The sequence below is a fragment of the Streptococcus azizii genome, from assembly GCF_001984715.1.
GTDB lineage: Bacteria > Bacillota > Bacilli > Lactobacillales > Streptococcaceae > Streptococcus > Streptococcus azizii.
The window spans coordinates 1-17,215 of sequence record NZ_MSPR01000027.1 but is presented as its reverse complement, the minus strand read 5'-3'; the positions used below and the strand labels follow the sequence as shown (position 1 = coordinate 17,215).

At 41.3% G+C, this 17,215-nt stretch carries 31 protein-coding genes; 1 reads left to right on the top strand and 30 read right to left on the bottom strand.

Annotated features, from left to right (window positions below; all coding sequences use genetic code 11):
• Window positions 1-157 precede the first annotated feature (157 nt).
• The 30 genes from BVE84_RS09820 to rpsJ form a co-directional block, all read right to left on the bottom strand.
• Window positions 158-637: a sigma-70 RNA polymerase sigma factor region 4 domain-containing protein gene (locus BVE84_RS09820; RefSeq protein ID WP_076996823.1), complete on the bottom strand. Its 480-nt coding sequence runs from the start codon at window positions 635-637 to the stop codon at window positions 158-160.
• Between the two features lie 790 nt (window positions 638-1,427).
• Window positions 1,428-1,814: a 50S ribosomal protein L17 gene (gene rplQ, locus BVE84_RS09815; RefSeq protein WP_000331493.1), complete on the bottom strand. Its 387-nt coding sequence runs from the start codon at window positions 1,812-1,814 to the stop codon at window positions 1,428-1,430.
• Between the two features lie 12 nt (window positions 1,815-1,826).
• Window positions 1,827-2,765, bottom strand: a complete 939-nt coding sequence (locus BVE84_RS09810) for a DNA-directed RNA polymerase subunit alpha (RefSeq protein WP_076996822.1) — start codon at window positions 2,763-2,765, stop codon at window positions 1,827-1,829.
• Between the two features lie 43 nt (window positions 2,766-2,808).
• Window positions 2,809-3,192 carry a 30S ribosomal protein S11 gene (rpsK, locus tag BVE84_RS09805; RefSeq protein ID WP_004195509.1) on the bottom strand — a complete coding sequence of 128 codons (384 nt, stop codon included), beginning with the start codon at window positions 3,190-3,192 and terminating at the stop codon, window positions 2,809-2,811.
• 17 nt (window positions 3,193-3,209) lie between these two features.
• A complete protein-coding gene (gene rpsM / locus BVE84_RS09800) occupies window positions 3,210-3,575 on the bottom strand; it encodes a 30S ribosomal protein S13 (protein WP_002936622.1) in 366 nt (121 codons plus the stop codon).
• A gap of 17 nt (window positions 3,576-3,592) precedes the next feature.
• The gene (gene rpmJ / locus BVE84_RS09795; RefSeq protein WP_001808836.1) at window positions 3,593-3,709 is read right to left on the bottom strand and encodes a 50S ribosomal protein L36; all 117 of its coding nucleotides are present in this window, start codon (window positions 3,707-3,709) and stop codon (window positions 3,593-3,595) included.
• 24 nt (window positions 3,710-3,733) lie between these two features.
• Entirely contained in the window at window positions 3,734-3,952 is a 219-nt protein-coding gene (infA, locus tag BVE84_RS09790; RefSeq protein ID WP_002936627.1) for a translation initiation factor IF-1, read from the bottom strand.
• Window positions 3,953-4,071: 119 nt separating this feature from the next.
• Window positions 4,072-4,713 carry an adenylate kinase gene (locus tag BVE84_RS09785; protein ID WP_076996821.1) on the bottom strand — a complete coding sequence of 214 codons (642 nt, stop codon included), beginning with the start codon at window positions 4,711-4,713 and terminating at the stop codon, window positions 4,072-4,074.
• A 230-nt stretch (window positions 4,714-4,943) separates the two neighbouring features.
• Window positions 4,944-6,251, bottom strand: a complete 1,308-nt coding sequence (secY, locus tag BVE84_RS09780) for a preprotein translocase subunit SecY (RefSeq protein ID WP_076996820.1) — start codon at window positions 6,249-6,251, stop codon at window positions 4,944-4,946.
• Window positions 6,252-6,263: 12 nt separating this feature from the next.
• Window positions 6,264-6,704 (bottom strand): 50S ribosomal protein L15, encoded by a 441-nt coding sequence (gene rplO, locus BVE84_RS09775; RefSeq protein ID WP_067087639.1) that lies wholly within the window; start codon window positions 6,702-6,704, stop codon window positions 6,264-6,266.
• A gap of 156 nt (window positions 6,705-6,860) precedes the next feature.
• Window positions 6,861-7,043: a 50S ribosomal protein L30 gene (gene rpmD / locus BVE84_RS09770; RefSeq protein WP_076996819.1), complete on the bottom strand. Its 183-nt coding sequence runs from the start codon at window positions 7,041-7,043 to the stop codon at window positions 6,861-6,863.
• A gap of 13 nt (window positions 7,044-7,056) precedes the next feature.
• Window positions 7,057-7,551 (bottom strand): 30S ribosomal protein S5, encoded by a 495-nt coding sequence (gene rpsE, locus BVE84_RS09765; protein WP_076996818.1) that lies wholly within the window; start codon window positions 7,549-7,551, stop codon window positions 7,057-7,059.
• An 18-nt stretch (window positions 7,552-7,569) separates the two neighbouring features.
• The gene (gene rplR / locus BVE84_RS09760; protein ID WP_067087634.1) at window positions 7,570-7,926 is read right to left on the bottom strand and encodes a 50S ribosomal protein L18; all 357 of its coding nucleotides are present in this window, start codon (window positions 7,924-7,926) and stop codon (window positions 7,570-7,572) included.
• Window positions 7,927-8,013: 87 nt separating this feature from the next.
• On the bottom strand, window positions 8,014-8,550 hold the full coding sequence (gene rplF, locus BVE84_RS09755; protein WP_076996817.1) for a 50S ribosomal protein L6: 537 nt from the start codon (window positions 8,548-8,550) through the stop codon (window positions 8,014-8,016).
• Window positions 8,551-8,974: 424 nt separating this feature from the next.
• Window positions 8,975-9,373: a 30S ribosomal protein S8 gene (rpsH, locus tag BVE84_RS09750; protein ID WP_076996816.1), complete on the bottom strand. Its 399-nt coding sequence runs from the start codon at window positions 9,371-9,373 to the stop codon at window positions 8,975-8,977.
• A 450-nt stretch (window positions 9,374-9,823) separates the two neighbouring features.
• Window positions 9,824-10,009 carry a type Z 30S ribosomal protein S14 gene (locus BVE84_RS09745; RefSeq protein ID WP_002936651.1) on the bottom strand — a complete coding sequence of 62 codons (186 nt, stop codon included), beginning with the start codon at window positions 10,007-10,009 and terminating at the stop codon, window positions 9,824-9,826.
• 14 nt (window positions 10,010-10,023) lie between these two features.
• Window positions 10,024-10,566 (bottom strand): 50S ribosomal protein L5, encoded by a 543-nt coding sequence (gene rplE, locus BVE84_RS09740; RefSeq protein ID WP_029176426.1) that lies wholly within the window; start codon window positions 10,564-10,566, stop codon window positions 10,024-10,026.
• A 23-nt stretch (window positions 10,567-10,589) separates the two neighbouring features.
• Window positions 10,590-10,895: a 50S ribosomal protein L24 gene (gene rplX / locus BVE84_RS09735; RefSeq protein ID WP_076996815.1), complete on the bottom strand. Its 306-nt coding sequence runs from the start codon at window positions 10,893-10,895 to the stop codon at window positions 10,590-10,592.
• 74 nt (window positions 10,896-10,969) lie between these two features.
• The gene (gene rplN, locus BVE84_RS09730; protein WP_076996814.1) at window positions 10,970-11,338 is read right to left on the bottom strand and encodes a 50S ribosomal protein L14; all 369 of its coding nucleotides are present in this window, start codon (window positions 11,336-11,338) and stop codon (window positions 10,970-10,972) included.
• A 24-nt stretch (window positions 11,339-11,362) separates the two neighbouring features.
• Window positions 11,363-11,623 (bottom strand): 30S ribosomal protein S17, encoded by a 261-nt coding sequence (gene rpsQ / locus BVE84_RS09725; protein WP_076996813.1) that lies wholly within the window; start codon window positions 11,621-11,623, stop codon window positions 11,363-11,365.
• Between the two features lie 23 nt (window positions 11,624-11,646).
• The gene (gene rpmC, locus BVE84_RS09720) at window positions 11,647-11,853 is read right to left on the bottom strand and encodes a 50S ribosomal protein L29 (protein WP_075105556.1); all 207 of its coding nucleotides are present in this window, start codon (window positions 11,851-11,853) and stop codon (window positions 11,647-11,649) included.
• Between the two features lie 9 nt (window positions 11,854-11,862).
• Complete coding sequence (rplP, locus tag BVE84_RS09715) at window positions 11,863-12,276, bottom strand: 50S ribosomal protein L16 (protein WP_067087620.1); 414 nt, start codon at window positions 12,274-12,276, stop codon at window positions 11,863-11,865.
• 3 nt (window positions 12,277-12,279) lie between these two features.
• On the bottom strand, window positions 12,280-12,933 hold the full coding sequence (rpsC, locus tag BVE84_RS09710) for a 30S ribosomal protein S3 (protein ID WP_076996812.1): 654 nt from the start codon (window positions 12,931-12,933) through the stop codon (window positions 12,280-12,282).
• A 12-nt stretch (window positions 12,934-12,945) separates the two neighbouring features.
• A complete protein-coding gene (gene rplV, locus BVE84_RS09705) occupies window positions 12,946-13,290 on the bottom strand; it encodes a 50S ribosomal protein L22 (RefSeq protein ID WP_076996811.1) in 345 nt (114 codons plus the stop codon).
• 15 nt (window positions 13,291-13,305) lie between these two features.
• A complete protein-coding gene (gene rpsS, locus BVE84_RS09700) occupies window positions 13,306-13,587 on the bottom strand; it encodes a 30S ribosomal protein S19 (protein WP_000533766.1) in 282 nt (93 codons plus the stop codon).
• A 97-nt stretch (window positions 13,588-13,684) separates the two neighbouring features.
• Complete coding sequence (gene rplB, locus BVE84_RS09695; protein WP_076996810.1) at window positions 13,685-14,518, bottom strand: 50S ribosomal protein L2; 834 nt, start codon at window positions 14,516-14,518, stop codon at window positions 13,685-13,687.
• Window positions 14,519-14,535: 17 nt separating this feature from the next.
• Window positions 14,536-14,835: a 50S ribosomal protein L23 gene (locus BVE84_RS09690; protein ID WP_076996809.1), complete on the bottom strand. Its 300-nt coding sequence runs from the start codon at window positions 14,833-14,835 to the stop codon at window positions 14,536-14,538.
• Window positions 14,835-15,458: a 50S ribosomal protein L4 gene (rplD, locus tag BVE84_RS09685; protein WP_076996808.1), complete on the bottom strand. Its 624-nt coding sequence runs from the start codon at window positions 15,456-15,458 to the stop codon at window positions 14,835-14,837. Before rplD ends, BVE84_RS09690 begins: the two co-directional genes overlap by 1 nt.
• Before the next feature lie 23 nt (window positions 15,459-15,481).
• Complete coding sequence (rplC, locus tag BVE84_RS09680) at window positions 15,482-16,108, bottom strand: 50S ribosomal protein L3 (protein ID WP_076996807.1); 627 nt, start codon at window positions 16,106-16,108, stop codon at window positions 15,482-15,484.
• Between the two features lie 190 nt (window positions 16,109-16,298).
• Window positions 16,299-16,607, bottom strand: a complete 309-nt coding sequence (gene rpsJ / locus BVE84_RS09675; protein WP_076996806.1) for a 30S ribosomal protein S10 — start codon at window positions 16,605-16,607, stop codon at window positions 16,299-16,301.
• Window positions 16,608-16,887: 280 nt separating this feature from the next.
• Here rpsJ and BVE84_RS09670 point away from each other — a divergent pair, with 280 nt between their 5' ends.
• Window positions 16,888-17,091, top strand: coding sequence for a hypothetical protein (locus BVE84_RS09670; protein ID WP_076996805.1), 204 nt, complete (start codon window positions 16,888-16,890; stop codon window positions 17,089-17,091).
• Window positions 17,092-17,215: the final 124 nt, after the last annotated feature.

The following is a 17,215-nucleotide window of genomic DNA, read 5'->3' as shown; positions in this document are numbered from 1 at the left end:
CTTATTCCTTTGTCAACTACTTTTTTTATTTTTTTTACCTTTTTTGGACTTTTTTTTGACAAATTTTCAAATTTTCGACTCCTTTTGTTATTCTATCGAAAATATCTCCTACAATTCCTGCATTTTACTGCATCGTGTTTGCGGAAGTACTCTGCCATCACTCTACTGTATCCTCACTCATAAGATGACTACGAAGGGAGCGAAGCATCTTTTGACGACCTTTAAAGCGGCCTCCACTAACAAGCGTATCATAATTTTTAGAATCTCTCGGACTCAACTGAGAACGGTAGCGCGCTAGAGAATCACGTAGACAAACTAATTCATCTGTCACAAGACCTCCACTGCTGACCATATGGGATACCTCACCAATTTCTTCATAACAAAGGCGATCAAATCCCCGTTTCTGGCTACTTTGTTTCCGTAGCATATCATTGACGTAATTTCGGAATTTTACCTTGAAATAGCGAAGCAAGCGAGAGTCATCTCGGGCTATACCAGCTTCTTGTTGAAGCAAGAGATACAATATATACATTCCCTCTTGATCCCAGTCCTCACCTTCCCATAGCTTTACATAATACTCCCTACGAGTCTTTTGGACGATCGGTCTTACCTTGGCATACAACTCTTGAAACTCCAATTCCTCCCCCTCCTGTGTCCCTCTCTTTATATATCTATGGAAAGTATACACAATCAGGGAAAGTAGTAAAAGGACTTCTTTGTCCTATTCAATATCTGTTACCTCTTCACCTGCTTTTAATTCTTGTTGATACAGACAATATCGGCAGGCAAGGACCTTCACCTTGATAGGTACAGTCTTTTAGCTTATATTTCTTACCTATTACCATTCCCCTAAGCTAGTGCGACAAGGGCAAACTCCTTTGGGATTTCATCCTTCATTTTTGAGACCTAGTCTCAAAATCCCATTCTAGACAATTCATATACTGATTGTCTGGAATACCGCTAGGGCGGGAAATAGTTTTAAAGCTCCCTTCGTTCGCCACCCATACTCAATAAAAATCAAATTGGTAGGGTCATTCCGTATGTCTTATTACTTCAACGGTTAAGAAAATTTCATTTTTCCTAATGTCCAACCTTACCTCCTTCGCTCTCAATTTCTAGACTCTGGCCGAAACAGTTCACCAATCGGGTTCAGTCCACTAGATTGTTGATACCCATGAACATCAAAATCAGATTGGGATATGAGGGGGATTTTTTCGACTTTCCTTGAGATTCACACCCTCTGCACCCCCCGAAAAATCAATAAAACACCTGCTTACGGAATCGTTTTCTTCAAAGCGATTGCGTAAACAAGCGTTGTATTTTCTATCTGATGAGTGTTCCCGCTGGGAAAACCCAGCGAGAGACCAGAGCTAGACTAAGAATGTATCTACATCCCATCATCATAACACTCAACAAAATTGATGATCTTATACAAGTTCAATGATTGCCATTGGTGCAGCATCACCACGACGTGGTTCAGTTTTCAAAATACGAGTGTATCCACCATTGCGTTCTGCATAACGAGGAGCAATTTCAGAGAATAATTTTTGAAGAGCTGTAGTTGATGTGTATTTATCAGTAGCTTCATCATAGTTTTCTGATGCAATTTCGTTGCGAACAAATGCTGCTGCTTGACGACGAGCGTGCAAATCGCCACGTTTACCAAGTGTAATCATTTTTTCAACTGTTTTGCGGATTTCTTTTGCACGAGCTTCAGTTGTGACGATTGATTCATTGATCAAAAGATCTGTTGTCAAGTCACGAAGCATTGCCTTGCGTTGCGAGCTAGTGCGTCCTAGTTTACGGTAAGCCATGTCTTCCTCCTTTTATTTATCTTTTTTCAATCCCAAACCAAGGTCAGCCAATTTAACTTTGACTTCTTCAAGACTCTTGCGTCCAAGATTGCGTACTTTCATCATTTCGGGTTCAGTTTTTTCAGTTAAATCAAATACAGTATTGATACCTGCACGTTTCAAGCAGTTATATGAACGAACAGATAAATCCAATTCTTCAATTGTACGATCCAACATGCGATCATCTGATGCTTCTTCGGCTTCTTTCATCACTTCTGCTGATTTCGCTACTTCTGTCAAATCAGTAAATAGACCCAAGTGCTCCATCAAGATACGAGCAGAAAGTCCCAAAGCATCTTCTGGAATGATTGTCCCATTCGTCATGATTTCAAGCGTCAATTTGTCAAAACCATCATTGCTACCAACGCGAGCTGGCTCAACTTGATAATTGACTTTTTTCACTGGCGTATAGATAGCATCTACCGCAAGTGTTCCAACTGGCGCATCATCTTTTTTATTCCCTTCAGCCGGTACGTACCCACGACCTGTGTTCACCGTCATGATTGCCTTAAAACTTGCACCTTCGCTGATCGTAAAGAGATAATGGTCAGGGTTAACAATTTCAATATCACTATCTGTTAAGATGTCTCCGGCAGTGATTTCTGCTGGACCTGTAACATCAAGTTCTATCGTCTTTTCGTCTTCGACATAAGATTTTACAGCAATGCCTTTGATGTTCAAAATAATTTGCATAACATCTTCACGGACACCTGGAACTGTATCAAATTCGTGTAATACTCCATCGATTTTAATAGATGTTACTGCAGCACCGGGTAGTGATGCTAGAAGTACACGACGAAGTGAGTTCCCAAGAGTTGTTCCATAACCACGTTCTAATGGTTCCACAACAAATCTGCCGTAATCTTTATTTTCATCAATTTTTGTTATAGTTGGTTTTTCAAACTCAATCATTTTTCACTCCCTCTTAAACGAAAAGCTGTGTATCGTTAGTTGATTATACACGGCGACGTTTTGGAGGACGAGCACCATTGTGTGGTACAGGAGTCACATCACGAATTGCTGTTACTTCAAGACCAGCTGCTGCAAGAGCTCGGATAGCAGACTCACGACCTGAACCTGGACCTTTTACTGTAACTTCAACTGTTTTAAGACCGTGTTCTTGTGCAGATTTAGCTGCTGCTTCTGAAGCCATTTGAGCCGCAAATGGTGTAGATTTACGTGAACCTTTAAAACCAAGAGCCCCAGCTGATGACCAAGCAATCGCATTACCATGCACATCAGTAATCATAACAATAGTGTTATTAAATGTAGCGTGAATGTGTGCAATACCAGATTCGATATTTTTTTTCACACGACGCTTACGTGTTGGTTTAGCCAATTTTTCTACCTCCTATTTTATTTTTTCTTACCTGCAATCGCAACAGCTTTCCCTTTACGAGTGCGAGCGTTGTTTTTTGTATTTTGTCCACGGACAGGAAGTCCACGACGATGACGAATTCCACGGTATGAACCGATTTCCATCAAACGTTTGATGTTCAAGTTTACTTCACGACGAAGGTCACCTTCCACTTTAATCGCATCTACTTCACGACGGATTGCATCTTCTTGATCAGAAGTCAAATCTTTCACGCGAACATCTTCTGAGATTCCCGCTGCTGCAAGAATTTTTTTAGATGTTGCAAGACCGATTCCGTATACGTAAGTCAGTGAGATGACGACACGTTTGTCGTTTGGAATATCAACTCCAGCAATACGAGCCATTTTTTCTCCTTTCTATCTTATCCTTGACGTTGTTTGTGCTTAGGATTTGCTGGGCAAATCACCATAACACGACCATTGCGACGAATGACTTTGCAGTATTCGCAAATTGGTTTGACCGATGGTCTTACTTTCATGTTTAATCCCTCCAAGTATTTCGACTATTTAAAGCGGTATGTGATACGTCCTCGTGTCAAGTCGTATGGGCTAAGCTCAACCGTTACGCGGTCGCCGACCAAAATACGAATGTAATTTTTCCGGATTTTTCCTGAAACAGTTGCAAGAACTTGGTGTCCGTTTTCCAACTCAACAGTAAACATAGCATTTGGCATGGTATCCACTACCTTACCTTCAATTTCAATCACATCTTCTTTTGCCATGCAAAAGTATCCCCCTCTAAATTTCGATTTGATGTCCTCTGAACACAGAGGTAACAATTATAAGTCAGACTAAGCTATTCTATCATTTTCAGCAAGAAAACGCAAGCTAAATCCCCTATTTATTGCAATTTTGATAAAACTTTTTCTATGTCTGCAAAGACGACTTCTATGTCTTGATCGCCTTCAATATCGTGGACCAAACCTGCTAAACGGTAGTGTTCAATAATTGGTTGACCTTGAGCAATATTGACTTCCAAGCGACGGGCAACGGATTCTGGCTTGTCATCTTCACGTTGGTAGTAATCTTTTTCATCATAACCATCTGCAGGTGGGTTAAAGACCTTATGGAAGGTTTCACCTGTTTGACGATGGATGATTCGTCCGCTGAGGCGTTCTACCAACTTAGTTGGTTCAATTTCAATATTGATGACTCCTTCAAGCTCGATACCAATGTTTTTTAAGGATTGGTCTAACGCATGAGCTTGATCGATAGTACGAGGATAGCCATCTAGTAAAAAACCTTTTTCTCTAATATCAGCTTGGGACAAACGCTCTTTTACGATACCGTTTGTCACTTCGTCTGGAACTAAATCTCCTCTATCCATGTAGGATTTTGCTAACAAGCCCATCTCCGTCTGATTCGCTATCGCTGCGCGGAACATATCACCCGTTGAAATATGCACAACGTCAAATTTTTCAACAATTTTTGCAGCTTGCGTTCCTTTACCAGCACCTGGCAACCCCATAATTAAAAGATTCATGATAAACTCCTTATTTTGTTTTCACATAAATTTGCCACAGTTGACAAACTTATCAAAAAACAAAATAGAGAGGCTGGGCAACACCTGCTCAGCTTCTTCTATCTTATAATTGGTCTAAGAATGAAACAATGTAATAGCAGAAGACGGACTACACATCTCCTGTCTGCCACCAGCGATAGACGCTTCGACCGATAATTGGTTGCTATGAAAACACGTCCTTGCTTACAGGCTTATTCTAATTCCATGAAACCAACATACTTTCTCTTGAGCAAGTAGCCTTCCAACTGCTTGATGCCCTCAATACTTGTCATAATGACAATAATCAAACTTGTACCAAGGAAGGCAATTTTGGAAGTCAGCCCAAACACATTTTGTGCAAAAATCGGCAACAATGCGACAAATCCTAAAAACAAGGATCCAACCGTTGCAAGGCGCATGAGTAATTTCGAGAAGTATTCTTCCGTCCCTTTACCTGGACGTACGCCATGGATATAAGCGCCACTCTTTTGAAGATTTTCAGCAGCCTTTTCTGGATTGACTTGAACAAAGCTGTAGAAGAAGGTAAAGAGGACAATCAACACAGCATAGACCGCCATCCCTTTGACTGTAGAATAATCAAAGTATTCTCGAATATTTGACAGCCAAGAAACACTCTTATTCTGACTCGCAAAAAATTGGAGCAGCGAGGTTGGAATAGCTGTGATGGATCCGGCAAAGATAACTGGAATAACACCTGCTGGATTCAACTTAAGAGGCAAATAAGAACTGGATGGCGCCCCTTGAGCACGTTTAGTGTATTGAATCGGAATTTTATACTCTGCTTGTTGGACAAAAGTTGTAAAATAGACGATTGCCAAAACTGCCACAATCAAAACACCGACTAACAAAGCAGACTCTACTAGACGACTGGATTCGATATTGACAAAGCGATCTACATAGATATCATGAATAGTATCTGGCAGGGATGAAATAATACCCGCAAAGATAATCATGGACGTCCCATTTCCATATCCCTTGTCCGTAATCTGCTCTCCTAACCAAGTCACAATCACTGAACCAGTGGTCAAAATCGCCCCGATAAGGAGGTAGGTCTGCCAGTTTAAAGGCATAGTGGTTAACTTAGCACCCGACAAGGCATTAAAACTTGCCGTAATCCCGATTGACTGGACAAAGGCTAACCCCAGGGAAATATAGCGCGTTGCTTGATTCAACTTACGACGGCCAACTTCTCCCTGCTTCCCCCATTCTACAAATTTAGGAACAAGGTCCATCTGCATCAACTGAACAATGATTGAGGCAGTGATATAGGGACTTACCCCTAACGCAAATACTGAAAAATTGCGCATCGCATTCCCTGAAACCAAACTCAACATATTCAAAAACGGAATATTTGACAAGGCTTCAAGACTTTTAACATTTACCCCTGGAACTGTGATATGGGTTCCAACACGAAAGACAAATAAGATAAAAATTGTAAATAAGATTTTTTTACGAACATTCTTTACCTTAAGTGCATCTTTTAATAGTTTAAAAAACATAGGTCACCCCTCTTAGATGACTTCTACTGAACCACCTTTGGCAGTGATAGCTTCTTCAGCTGATTTAGAGAATTTAGCTGCTTTTACAGTTAATTTTTTCGTCAATTCGCCGTTACCAAGGATTTTGATTCCTGATTTTTCAGCTTTAACGATACCAGACTCAACAAGCACAACTGGTGTTACTTCTGCACCATCTTCAAAAGCGTTCAATTGGTCAAGGTTAACAATCGCATATTCCTTTGCGTTGATGTTTGTGAATCCACGTTTTGGAAGGCGACGGAACAATGGAGTTTGTCCACCCTCAAAACCTAGACGTACGCCACCTCCGCTACGGGCTTTTTGACCTTTTTGTCCACGGCCTGAAGTCTTACCGTTACCTGATGATGTACCACGACCAACGCGGTTACGAGTTTTACGAGAACCTGTAGCAGGTTGCAATTCATGAAGTTTCATTTATTTTCTCCTTATGTGTAAAATGCTAGCGCCTTTAGGATGGGTAAGGCCTCAACCTAAAAACTCGCCTATACAAAATGGACAGCAAGTCGCAAAGATTCCTCTATGCGACTTCGTCCTGTGTATGGTTCGGAACACGACGATTCGTCTTGTCTCCTACTTCACTTCTTCCACAGTTACCAAGTGAGAGACTGCCTTAACCATTCCAAGAATAGCAGCATTGTCTTCTTTGATAACTGAACTGTTTAATTTGCCAAGTCCAAGGGCAACAACTGTCTTACGTTGTTCTGGTTTACGACCGATTGGAGACTTAGTCAAAGTAATTTTAATTTGAGCCATGTTATCCCCTTTCCTAGGCTAAATCAGAAACTGAAATACCACGAAGTGCAGCCACTTCTTCAGCACGTTTCAGTTGTTTCAACCCTTCAACTGTTGCACGAACGATGTTGATTGGTGTATTTGAACCAAGCGATTTAGATGTCACATCAGCAACACCTGCCAACTCGATAACTGCACGAGTAGCTCCACCAGCAGCAACTCCAGATCCTTCTGCAGCTGGTTTCAACATGATACGAGCTCCACCAAATTCTGAACGAACTTCGTGAGGGATAGTCGTACCAACCATTGGTACTTCAATTAAGTTTTTCTTAGCAGCCTCAACTGCTTTACGGATAGCTTCTGGTACTTCTTGTGCTTTACCTGTACCGAAACCTACACGACCATTACGGTCACCAACAACCACAAGAGCTGCAAAACGGAGACGACGCCCACCTTTAACAACTTTTGTAACACGGTTGATGGCTACTACGCGTTCTTCAAATTCAACTGCGTTATCTTTAAATGCCATTTCTTAGTGTCCTCCCTATTAGAATTTCAATCCGTTTTCACGAGCTGCTTCAGCCAATGCTTTTACACGTCCGTGATAGAGATATCCACCGCGGTCAAAGACCACTTCAGAAATACCCTTCGCTACTGCGCGTTCAGCAACGAGTTTACCTACAACAACGGCTTGTTCTGTCTTAGTACCTTTTGAAACTTCTTTATCAAGAGTAGAAGCGCTTGCGAGCGTTACACCCGCTACGTCATCAATCACTTGAGCGTAGATGCCTGTATTAGAACGGAAAATGTTCAAACGTGGGCGAGCAGCAGTTCCAGAGATTTTACCGCGAACACGACGATGGCGTTTTTGGCGGATTTTATTTTTATCTGGTTTTGAAATCACAATTTTCACCTCTTAATTATTGATCATATCTGTATAAGATATGTTGGAATATAATGTACGATGGAAATACTCCACTCGTAAACACTATTATTTACCTGTTTTACCTTCTTTACGGCGAACAAATTCACCAACGTAACGAATCCCTTTACCTTTGTATGGCTCAGGAGCGCGAAGGCTACGGATATAAGCTGCTGTTTGTCCAACAACTTCTTTGTTGATACCAGACACGATGATTTGTGTTGGTGTTGGAACTTCAAATGTGATACCTTCTGGTGCTACCACTTCATCTGGATGTGATTTACCAACAGCAAGTGTCAATTTGTTACCTGCAAGTTGCGCACGGTAACCGACACCACGCATTTCAAGTTCTTTTTTGAAGCCTTCAGAAACACCAACAACCATGTTGTTGAGGTTGGCACGACTCGTACCATGAATCGTCTTCATTTCTTTTGAATCGTTTGGACGGTGAAGAGTTACCTCAACGCCTTCCACACGGATTTCGATAGCAGTTGGGAATTCACGAGTCAATTCCCCTTTAGGTCCCTTTACAGTTACCACGCCATTGTTTTGCGAAAGCTCAACACCAGCAGGTAATGTAATCACTTTATTACCAATACGTGACATGTTTTATTTCTCCTGTTAAATTATCAGGCCGAATACGACCAGTTTTCACGGGGCGAACAAGATACAATGCCGTTAAGCAACTCGAAGAGAAATAAGCGGTAAGTCCGAAATCTTTGATTTCGTAGACGCACCCTCGTCAGAACGACTAGGACTTTCCTGACCGAAGGACAGAGAAAGTTCAGACGTTTACGACGCATAAAGCGAAAATTTCTGAAACTACTGTTCACTTTTTTCAAAGAGTTGTAGACAGGTTCAATTAGTGTATCTTGTTCTTGTTTGGTTCCATGATAGCAAATAATCAGCAAATCTGATTTGAACACGGACTAAAATCCTAGTGAAAAAGATAGCCCGCTTTGAAGTCTTTAGACTTCAGCATCAGTCTCCTATTTTCATACGGATTTCTAACGTCCTTTGCATCATAACATTACCAAACGTAGGCAACAACCTCACCACCAACATTCTTTTGACGCGCTTCTTTATCTGTCAAAAGACCTTCTGATGTAGAGATGATTGCAATTCCAAGTCCGTTAAGAACCTTAGGAATATCTTCACGTTTTGAATAAACACGAAGACCAGGTTTTGAGACACGTTTCAAGTTTGTGATAACTCGTTCACCGTTTGGTCCGTATTTCAAGAATACACGTACGATGCCTTGTTTATCATCTTCAATAAATTCAACGTTTTTTACAAAACCTTCGTTTTTAAGAATTGTAGCAATTCCTTTTTTGATGTTTGATGCAGGTACTTCCAACACTTCATGCTTTGCTTGGTTGGCATTACGAATACGTGTCAAAAAGTCTGCAATTGGGTCAGTCATAACCATTTGTTTTTTCTCCTCTTACTAGTAGTTTGAAGTTTTCACTTGCTAGTTAATTCATGATACAAAGGGCGCTAAAAGCCAAAGTGAAAATAGAAAACTTGACGAAGAAACTTTCGTTTCTAGGAAAGTTTCTCTTTTTCACACAGGCTTTCGCCCGTGTTCAAATCGGCAAGCAAACTTTGTATCGGGGTTGTTTATGAAATTGAGTTTGGTTCAGGTTTATATATAAGCCGAGAACTCGCCCTATGAACTGCGCAAAATAGATGAGCTGTCTTGTTTGCAAGCAAACTGCTACAACTCCCTAATTTTGCTTTGTTCATTACGGGCTTATTATCATGTTTTAATTGAGTTCGAGCTACAACCTTAGCAAAGAAGATAGATTTTCCTAGAAGTATACTTCGTCGTCAAATCTCCTATCTTTGCCTTGGTTGCTTACCGCTCTCACATCTTATCTTACCAAGAAGCTTTTGTTACGCCAGGAATTTGTCCAAGGTAAGCCAAGTCGCGGAAGCATACACGGCACAATTTGAATTTGCGGTAAACTGAGTGTGGACGTCCACATTTTTCACAGCGTGTGTAGGCTTGAGTTGAGAACTTAGCTGGACGTTTGTTCTTAGCGATCATTGATTTTTTAGCCATTTATTCTCTCCCTCTTATTTTGCAAATGGCATACCAAGGCCAGTAAGCAATGCACGTGATTCTTCGTCGGTGTTAGCAGTTGTAACGATAACGATATCCATACCGCGAGTCTTATCAACATCGTCGAAGTTGATTTCCGGGAAGATTAATTGCTCTTTCACACCAAGTGTGTAGTTTCCACGTCCGTCAAATGATTTTGTTGGGACACCATGGAAGTCGCGCACACGTGGAAGTGACACAGATACCAATTTATCTAAGAATTCATACATACGTTCGCCACGAAGGGTAACTTTCGCACCGATTGCAACCCCTTCACGAAGACGGAAGCCGGCGATTGATTTTTTAGCTTTTGTGATAAGTGGTTTTTGACCCGAAATCAATGCCAATTCTTGGGCAGCTTTTTCAAGGTTTTTAGCGTTAGAAACAGCGTCACCAACACCCATGTTTAAAACAATCTTATCAACTTTTGGTACAGCCATGACGGATGAGTAGTTAAATTGTTCAGTCAAAGCAGGAACTACTTCATTAAGATATTTTTCTTTTAAGCGATTTGCCATGTTACTTCTCCTTTCCTTCGTGATTAATCAAGCACTTCGCCTGATTTTTTGTTGTAACGAACTTTTTTGCCGTCAACAAACTTATACCCAACACGACCTGCTACACCATTTTTGTCCAGCACTTGTACGTTTGACACATGGATGGCAGCTTCTTTCTCAACGATAGCACCTTGAGGATTTTCGTTATTTGGTTTTTGATGTTTTTTGACGATGTTAACACCCTCTACAACAACTTTATTTACTTTTGGAAGTGCTGCTAGGACTACAGCTTCAACACCTTTGTCCTTACCAGCGATGACGCGAACTTTATCGCCTTTTTTTACAAACATTTGATTTCTCCTATTATTTCTTACGCCCTAAGGGCACCCTGAAAGATTTCAGGGGACTTCGTTTGTTTTCTAAATTAAAGTACTTCTGGTGCTAATGAAACGATTTTCATGAAACCGCCCTCGCGCAATTCGCGGGCAACTGGACCAAAGATACGAGTTCCGCGAGGTGTTTTATCTTCACGGATAATAACTGCAGCATTCTCGTCAAATTTGATATATGAACCATCAGCACGACGAGCACCTGTCTTAGTACGAACGATAACGGCTTTTACCACGTCACCTTTTTTAACCGCACCACCAGGAGTAGCTTGTTTTACTGAAGCAACGATGACATCGCCAATGTTTGCAGATTTACGCTTTGAACCACCGAGAACTTTGATTGTCAAGATTTCACGTGCGCCACTGTTATCAGCAACTTTCAAACGAGTTTCTGTTTGAATCATGTAAGTTTTCTCCTTTCAGTTTGATTAAATGACAACTGCCTCTTCCACAACTTCTACAAGACGGAAACGTTTTGTAGCTGAAAGCGGACGAGTTTCCATGATACGGACGATATCGCCTTCTTTAGCAACATTGTTCTCATCATGAGCTTTATACTTTTTAGAGTAGTTAATACGTTTACCGTAGACTGGGTGGTTCCGTTTAGTTTCAACTACAACTGTGATGGTTTTGTCCATTTTGTCAGATACAACACGTCCAACAAGAACTTTACGATTATTGCGTTCCATTGAAATTCTCCTTTCCCAATCTATTATTTCATTTCTGATTGCACTGTTTTGATACGTGCAATTTGCTTTTTAACTTCGTTCAAACGAGCAGTTTGCTCAAGTTGACCAGCAGCAGCTTGGAAACGAAGATCGAAGAGTTCTTTCTTCAATTCGTTTTCGCGCTTTGCAAGTTCTTCTTGAGAAAGGCCACGAAGTTCTTTAACAAATTCCCTTACTTCATTAAGTTTCATGTCTTCTCCTTATTCTGCTTCACGTTTTACGAATTTGCATTTAACTGGTAATTTGTGGCTAGCCAAGCGGAATGCTTCGCGTGCAATTTCTTCTGAAACACCCGCTACTTCAAACATCACTTTACCACGTTTAACCGGTGCTACCCAACCTTCAGGTGCCCCTTTACCAGAACCCATACGTACCCCGATAGCTTTAGCTGTATAGGATTTGTGCGGGAAGATTTTGATCCAAACCTTACCACCACGTTTCATATAACGAGTCATCGCAATACGGGCCGCTTCGATTTGACGGTTGGTGATCCAGTGGCTAGTGGTCGCTTGCAGACCATATTCACCAAAATCTACTTGTTTTCCACCTTTAGCTTCACCGCGCATTTTCCCACGGAATTCACGACGGTGTTTAACACGTTTAGGTACTAACATTGGTTATTTACCTCCTTTAGTGTTTTTACGAGCTGGAAGAACTTCTCCACGGTAAATCCATACTTTAACACCAAGTTTACCGTAAGTTGTCAGTGCTTCTTCCCAAGCATAGTCGATATCCGCACGAAGGGTATGAAGCGGAACAGTTCCTTCTGAGTAGCCTTCTGCACGGGCAATGTCAGCACCGTTCAAACGACCAGAAACTTGTGTTTTGATCCCCTTAGCACCAGCGCGCATTGCTCGTTGGATTGCTTGTTTTTGAGCGCGACGGAATGCCACACGTTGCTCCAACTGACGAGCGATTGTCTCACCAACAAGATGTGCATCTAAATCTGGTTGTTTGATTTCGATGATGTTGATATGTACTTGTTTACCAGTCAATTTATTGAGTTGTGCACGAAGTGCATCAACATTGCTACCAGCCTTACCGATTACCATACCTGGTTTAGCTGTGTGAATGCTGACAATCACCTTGTTTACTGCACGTTCAATTTCGATGGTTGAAACAGATGCTTCAGCCAACTCTTTTTTGATAAAGTTGCGGATTGCAAGATCTTCATGAAGGTAATCCGCGTATTCTTTTTCAGCATACCATTTAGCATCCCAATCACGGATGATGCCGACACGCATACCAATTGGATGTACTTTTTGTCCCACGTTTTTACCTCCTTATTTTTCTGCCACAACTACAGTGATGTGAGCTGTACGCTTGTTAATTGGTGAAGCGGAACCTTTTGCTCGTGGACGGAAACGTTTGAGTGTTGGTCCTTCGTTTGCGAAAGCTTCGCTGACTACCAAGTCTGCTTTTTCCAAACCAAAGTTGTTTTCAGCATTAGCGATTGCAGAGTTCAACACTTTCTCAATAATGCCTGCAGCTTTGTTTGGAGTGAATTTCAAGATTGCGATTGCATCGGCTACGCTTTTGCCACGGATATTATCCAAGACAAGACGTGATTTACGAGGTGAAACACGTACTGTGCGAGCAGTTGCCTTAGCTGAAGTAATTTCTGCCATTATGTGTTCCTCCTATTATTTTCTACGTGTTTTCTTGTCGTCAGCAGCGTGACCTTTGTAAGTACGAGTTGGTGCAAATTCACCAAGTTTGTGACCTACCATATCTTCTTGGATGTAAACTGGTACATGTTTACGTCCATCATAAACTGCGATTGTATAACCGATGAAACTTGGGAAAATCGTTGAACGACGTGACCAAGTTTTAATGACTTTTTTCTTTTCATCGTTTGCTTGAGCTTCAACTTTTTTCATCAAATGCTCATCGACGAAAGGTCCTTTTTTAAGACTACGTCCCATTGTAATATCTTCTCCTTTAAATATGTACCACAGCGGCCTGCCTTGCAAAAGCAAGGCTACCGAGCTGGCGGATATGCTTTATGCTACTTGTAACAGATTACTTCTCGTTACGACGACGAACGATGAGTTTGTTAGATTTTGCTTTTTTGTTACGAGTTTTAAGTCCAAGAGCAGGTTTACCCCATGGAGTTGATGGTGCTTTACGACCAACTGGTGCTTTACCTTCACCACCACCGTGTGGGTGATCATTAGGGTTCATTACAGAACCACGAACAGTTGGACGAATCCCTTTCCAACGACTACGTCCTGCCTTACCAAGATTCACAAGTCCGTGTTGCTCATTTCCGACAACACCAACAGTTGCACGACAAGTGCCAAGAATCATACGAACTTCACCTGATTGAAGACGAACAAGGACGTATTTCCCTTCTTGACCAAGAACTTGCGCAGAAGCACCTGCTGCACGGACCAATTCACCACCACGGCCTGGCTTCAGTTCGATATTGTGGACAACAGTACCGACTGGGATATTGGCAAGCGGAAGTGCATTTCCGACCTTGATATCCGCTTCTGGACCTGAAACGATGCGTTGACCAACTTCAAGACCTTTAGGAGCAATGATGTAGGCTTTGACACCGTCTGTGTAATGCACAAGAGCGATGTTAGCAGAACGGTTTGGATCATACTCAATTGTTTTCACAACTGCTTCCACTCCGTCTTTGTTACGTTTAAAGTCAATCAAACGGTAGTGACGTTTGTGACCACCACCTTGGTGACGAACGGTGATACGACCGTTGTTATTACGACCAGCCTTGCTCTTAAGAGAAACAAGCAATGATTTCTCAGGGGTGCTTGTTGTGATTTCTGCAAAATCCAAAGAAGTCATGTTACGACGGCCATTTGTAGTTGGTTTATAAACTTTAATTCCCACGTTAATTCCTCCTTTGATTATTCCGCATCAGCTGCAGTGAACAATTCGATTGCTTTTGAATCAGCAGTCAATGTGATGATTGCTTTTTTCACTTTGCTTGTACGTCCTACGTAGCGTCCTACGCGTTTTGTTTTCGGTTTTACATTGATGGTATTTACCGTTGCCACTTTTACTCCATCAAAAACAGCTTCTACAGCTTGTTTGATAAGAAGTTTATGAGCGCGAGTATCCACCTCAAACACATATTTTCCTGCTTCAAGCTGAGCCATTGAGCTTTCTGTGATGACAGGTTTTTTGATAACATCATACAAATTCATTATGCAAGAACCTCCTCAATTTTAGAGATAGCTGCTTGAGTGACAAGAAGTTTATCTGCATTTACAATGTCAAGAACGCTTGCAGTTGTAGCTGTTGCAACTTTCACATTTGGAAGATTGCGAGCTGAAAGTGCTGCGAATTCATTGCCTTCTTCAAGAATAACAAGAACTTTTGAATCAATGCTCAATGCTGCAAGAACTTTTGCGAATTCAGCAGTTTTTGGAGCTGTAAATGAAAGGCTGTCAACAGCTACAAATTTATTTTCAGCAACTTTTTCTGAATAAACAGATTTAAGTGCCAAGCGACGAACCTTTTGTGGAAGTTTGTAGGCATAAGAACGCGGAGTTGGTCCAAATACTACACCACCACCACGCCATTGTGGTGAGCGGATAGAACCTTGACGAGCACGTCCAGTTCCTTTTTGACGCCATGGTTTGCGTCCGCCACCTGAAACTGCTGAACGATTCTTAACTGCGTGAGTTCCTTGACGAAGGCTCGCACGTTGGCTGATGATGACATCAAATACAACTGCTTGGTTCGGTTCAATTCCAAAAACCGCATCGTTAAGGACTACTTCGCCAGCTTGTTTACCAGTTTGGTCAAATAATGTTACGTTTGCCATTATGACTGATTCCCCTTTCCTTATTATTTACCAGCTTTTACTGCTGATTTGATGGTGATAAGAGATTTCTTAGCACCAGGCACGTTCCCTTTGATAAGGATAACGTTCTTTTCTGGAACAACTTGTACAATTTCAAGGTTTTGAATGGTTACACGGTTACCTCCCATACGTCCTGCCAAGTGTTTATTTTTGAAAACACGGTTTGGCGCAACAGGTCCCATTGAACCTGGACGGCGGTGGTAACGTGAACCGTGAGCCATAGGACCACGTGATTGACCATGGCGCTTGATAACACCTTGGAAACCTTTACCTTTAGATGTACCCGTTACATCCACAACATCTCCAGCTGCGAAAGTTTCAACTGTAATTTCTTGTCCAACTTCCAAGCCTTCAATGTTTTTAAATTCACGAATGAAGCGCTTAGGAGCTGTGTTAGCTTTTGCTACATGGCCTTTGGCAGGTTTGTTACTCAATACTTCACGCTTGTCATCAAAACCAACTTGGATCGCATTGTATCCATCTGTTTCAACAGTTTTCACTTGAAGAACAACGTTTGGAGTTGCTTCGATGACAGTAACAGGGATAAATTCACCAGTCTCAGTGAAGATTTGAGTCATTCCCACTTTTTTCCCTAAGATTCCTTTTGTCATGAGAAAATGTTTCCTTTTCTTATTTTTATAGTTTAAAAAGTTTTTAACGAGCGTTTTTTATGCTCAAACACAAGATACAAAAGGCGTTAAGAACTCGTAGCAAAAATAGGAGATTGATGCAGCGAGCGAAGCTCGCAAGGCAATCCATCTTTTTTGCAAAGAGTTTAGCCTGTGTTCGATTGTGCTATGGTTACAGTTTGATTTCTACATTCACACCACTTGGTAAGTCAAGTTTCATCAGTGCATCAACTGTTTTTTGCGTTGGATTCACAATGTCAACAAGACGTTTGTGGGTACGCATTTCAAATTGTTCACGAGAATCTTTGTACATGTGAGTCGCACGAATGATAGTATAAAGGCTACGCTCAGTTGGAAGTGGTACTGGACCAGCAACACTTGCACCTGTACGTGTTGCAGTTTCTACAATTTTTGCAGCTGCTGTATCAAGTGTACGGTGCTCGTAAGCCTTCAAGCGGATGCGAATTTTTTTGTTTGCCATCTTTTTCTCCTTTTCGTCTATTTAAGTTAATAGGCTAGCTCCACAAGAAAACCGACAGCGATTGCGTGGCAATGCAACCGAGCGTGTCGCAACCTCTTGCATCAAAGCTATAGCCGTATTTTTACGGCACCATGATAGTATAACAGAAGAAGGTTGATATTGCAAGGGATTTGAGCCATTTTCTTCAGAAAAATTTTTAGAAAACGTTTTAAATTTGCTTTTTTTTTTTAGTAATTGTGTTATAATCTTTTTTGTAAGAAAATATAAAGGAGACAACCAAATGGTTAAACACAATTTCAAGTACATCAGCCTCTTGGCACTAGCAAGTTTAGGGTTAGCTGCCTGTAGTGCAACTTCTACTTCCTCTCCAGAAAAAACCGCGAAAAATCAAGAAGTCGCTGTTTCTTCCAAAGAAACCACTAACAAAGAAGCCACCTCTAGCAAGGAAAAAACGGACTACAGAATAGGAGACACCGTCCTTTGATATACTCCCCTTATAGTGGACAGTGAAAAAACAAAAATTCACTAGAAACTATAAGGGGAGTTTTCGTATGTCAAAAAGAAGTCCAAAGTCGGTAGAAGAAAAACTTGACGTTGTGATGCTTTAT

What these genes read in the sequence shown, in the direction of transcription:
- rplF (WP_076996817.1), bottom strand. Translation starts at nt 8,550, where the DNA reads ATGTCACGTATTGGTAATAAAGTGATTACATTACCTGCTGGTGTTGAG.
- rplC (WP_076996807.1), bottom strand. Translation starts at nt 16,108, where the DNA reads ATGACAAAAGGAATCTTAGGGAAAAAAGTGGGAATGACTCAAATCTTC.
- BVE84_RS09745 (WP_002936651.1), bottom strand. Translation starts at nt 10,009, where the DNA reads ATGGCTAAAAAATCAATGATCGCTAAGAACAAACGTCCAGCTAAGTTC.
- rpsM (WP_002936622.1), bottom strand. Translation starts at nt 3,575, where the DNA reads ATGGCTCGTATTGCTGGAGTTGATATTCCAAACGACAAACGTGTCGTC.
- BVE84_RS09810 (WP_076996822.1), bottom strand. Translation starts at nt 2,765, where the DNA reads ATGATTGAGTTTGAAAAACCAACTATAACAAAAATTGATGAAAATAAA.
- rpmJ (WP_001808836.1), bottom strand. Translation starts at nt 3,709, where the DNA reads ATGAAAGTAAGACCATCGGTCAAACCAATTTGCGAATACTGCAAAGTC.
- rpmC (WP_075105556.1), bottom strand. Translation starts at nt 11,853, where the DNA reads ATGAAACTTAATGAAGTAAGGGAATTTGTTAAAGAACTTCGTGGCCTT.
- BVE84_RS09690 (WP_076996809.1), bottom strand. Translation starts at nt 14,835, where the DNA reads ATGAATTTGTATGATGTTATCAAAAAACCTGTCATCACAGAAAGCTCA.
- rpsE (WP_076996818.1), bottom strand. Translation starts at nt 7,551, where the DNA reads ATGGCATTTAAAGATAACGCAGTTGAATTTGAAGAACGCGTAGTAGCC.
- rplN (WP_076996814.1), bottom strand. Translation starts at nt 11,338, where the DNA reads ATGATTCAAACAGAAACTCGTTTGAAAGTTGCTGATAACAGTGGCGCA.
- rpmD (WP_076996819.1), bottom strand. Translation starts at nt 7,043, where the DNA reads ATGGCTCAAATTAAAATTACTTTGACTAAGTCTCCAATCGGTCGTAAA.
- rplP (WP_067087620.1), bottom strand. Translation starts at nt 12,276, where the DNA reads ATGTTAGTACCTAAACGTGTTAAACACCGTCGTGAATTCCGTGGGAAA.
- rplD (WP_076996808.1), bottom strand. Translation starts at nt 15,458, where the DNA reads ATGGCAAACGTAACATTATTTGACCAAACTGGTAAACAAGCTGGCGAA.
- rplV (WP_076996811.1), bottom strand. Translation starts at nt 13,290, where the DNA reads ATGGCAGAAATTACTTCAGCTAAGGCAACTGCTCGCACAGTACGTGTT.
- rplO (WP_067087639.1), bottom strand. Translation starts at nt 6,704, where the DNA reads ATGAAACTTCATGAATTGCAACCTGCTACAGGTTCTCGTAAAACTCGT.
- BVE84_RS09785 (WP_076996821.1), bottom strand. Translation starts at nt 4,713, where the DNA reads ATGAATCTTTTAATTATGGGGTTGCCAGGTGCTGGTAAAGGAACGCAA.
- rplX (WP_076996815.1), bottom strand. Translation starts at nt 10,895, where the DNA reads ATGTTTGTAAAAAAAGGCGATAAAGTTCGCGTCATCGCTGGTAAGGAC.
- infA (WP_002936627.1), bottom strand. Translation starts at nt 3,952, where the DNA reads ATGGCAAAAGAAGATGTGATTGAAATTGAAGGTAAGGTAGTGGATACC.
- rpsJ (WP_076996806.1), bottom strand. Translation starts at nt 16,607, where the DNA reads ATGGCAAACAAAAAAATTCGCATCCGCTTGAAGGCTTACGAGCACCGT.
- rpsH (WP_076996816.1), bottom strand. Translation starts at nt 9,373, where the DNA reads ATGGTTATGACTGACCCAATTGCAGACTTTTTGACACGTATTCGTAAT.
- rplQ (WP_000331493.1), bottom strand. Translation starts at nt 1,814, where the DNA reads ATGGCTTACCGTAAACTAGGACGCACTAGCTCGCAACGCAAGGCAATG.
- rpsS (WP_000533766.1), bottom strand. Translation starts at nt 13,587, where the DNA reads ATGGGACGTAGTCTTAAAAAAGGACCTTTCGTCGATGAGCATTTGATG.
- BVE84_RS09670 (WP_076996805.1), top strand. Translation starts at nt 16,888, where the DNA reads ATGGTTAAACACAATTTCAAGTACATCAGCCTCTTGGCACTAGCAAGT.
- rplE (WP_029176426.1), bottom strand. Translation starts at nt 10,566, where the DNA reads ATGGCAAATCGCTTAAAAGAAAAATATCTTAATGAAGTAGTTCCTGCT.
- rpsQ (WP_076996813.1), bottom strand. Translation starts at nt 11,623, where the DNA reads ATGGAACGCAATAATCGTAAAGTTCTTGTTGGACGTGTTGTATCTGAC.
- secY (WP_076996820.1), bottom strand. Translation starts at nt 6,251, where the DNA reads ATGTTTTTTAAACTATTAAAAGATGCACTTAAGGTAAAGAATGTTCGT.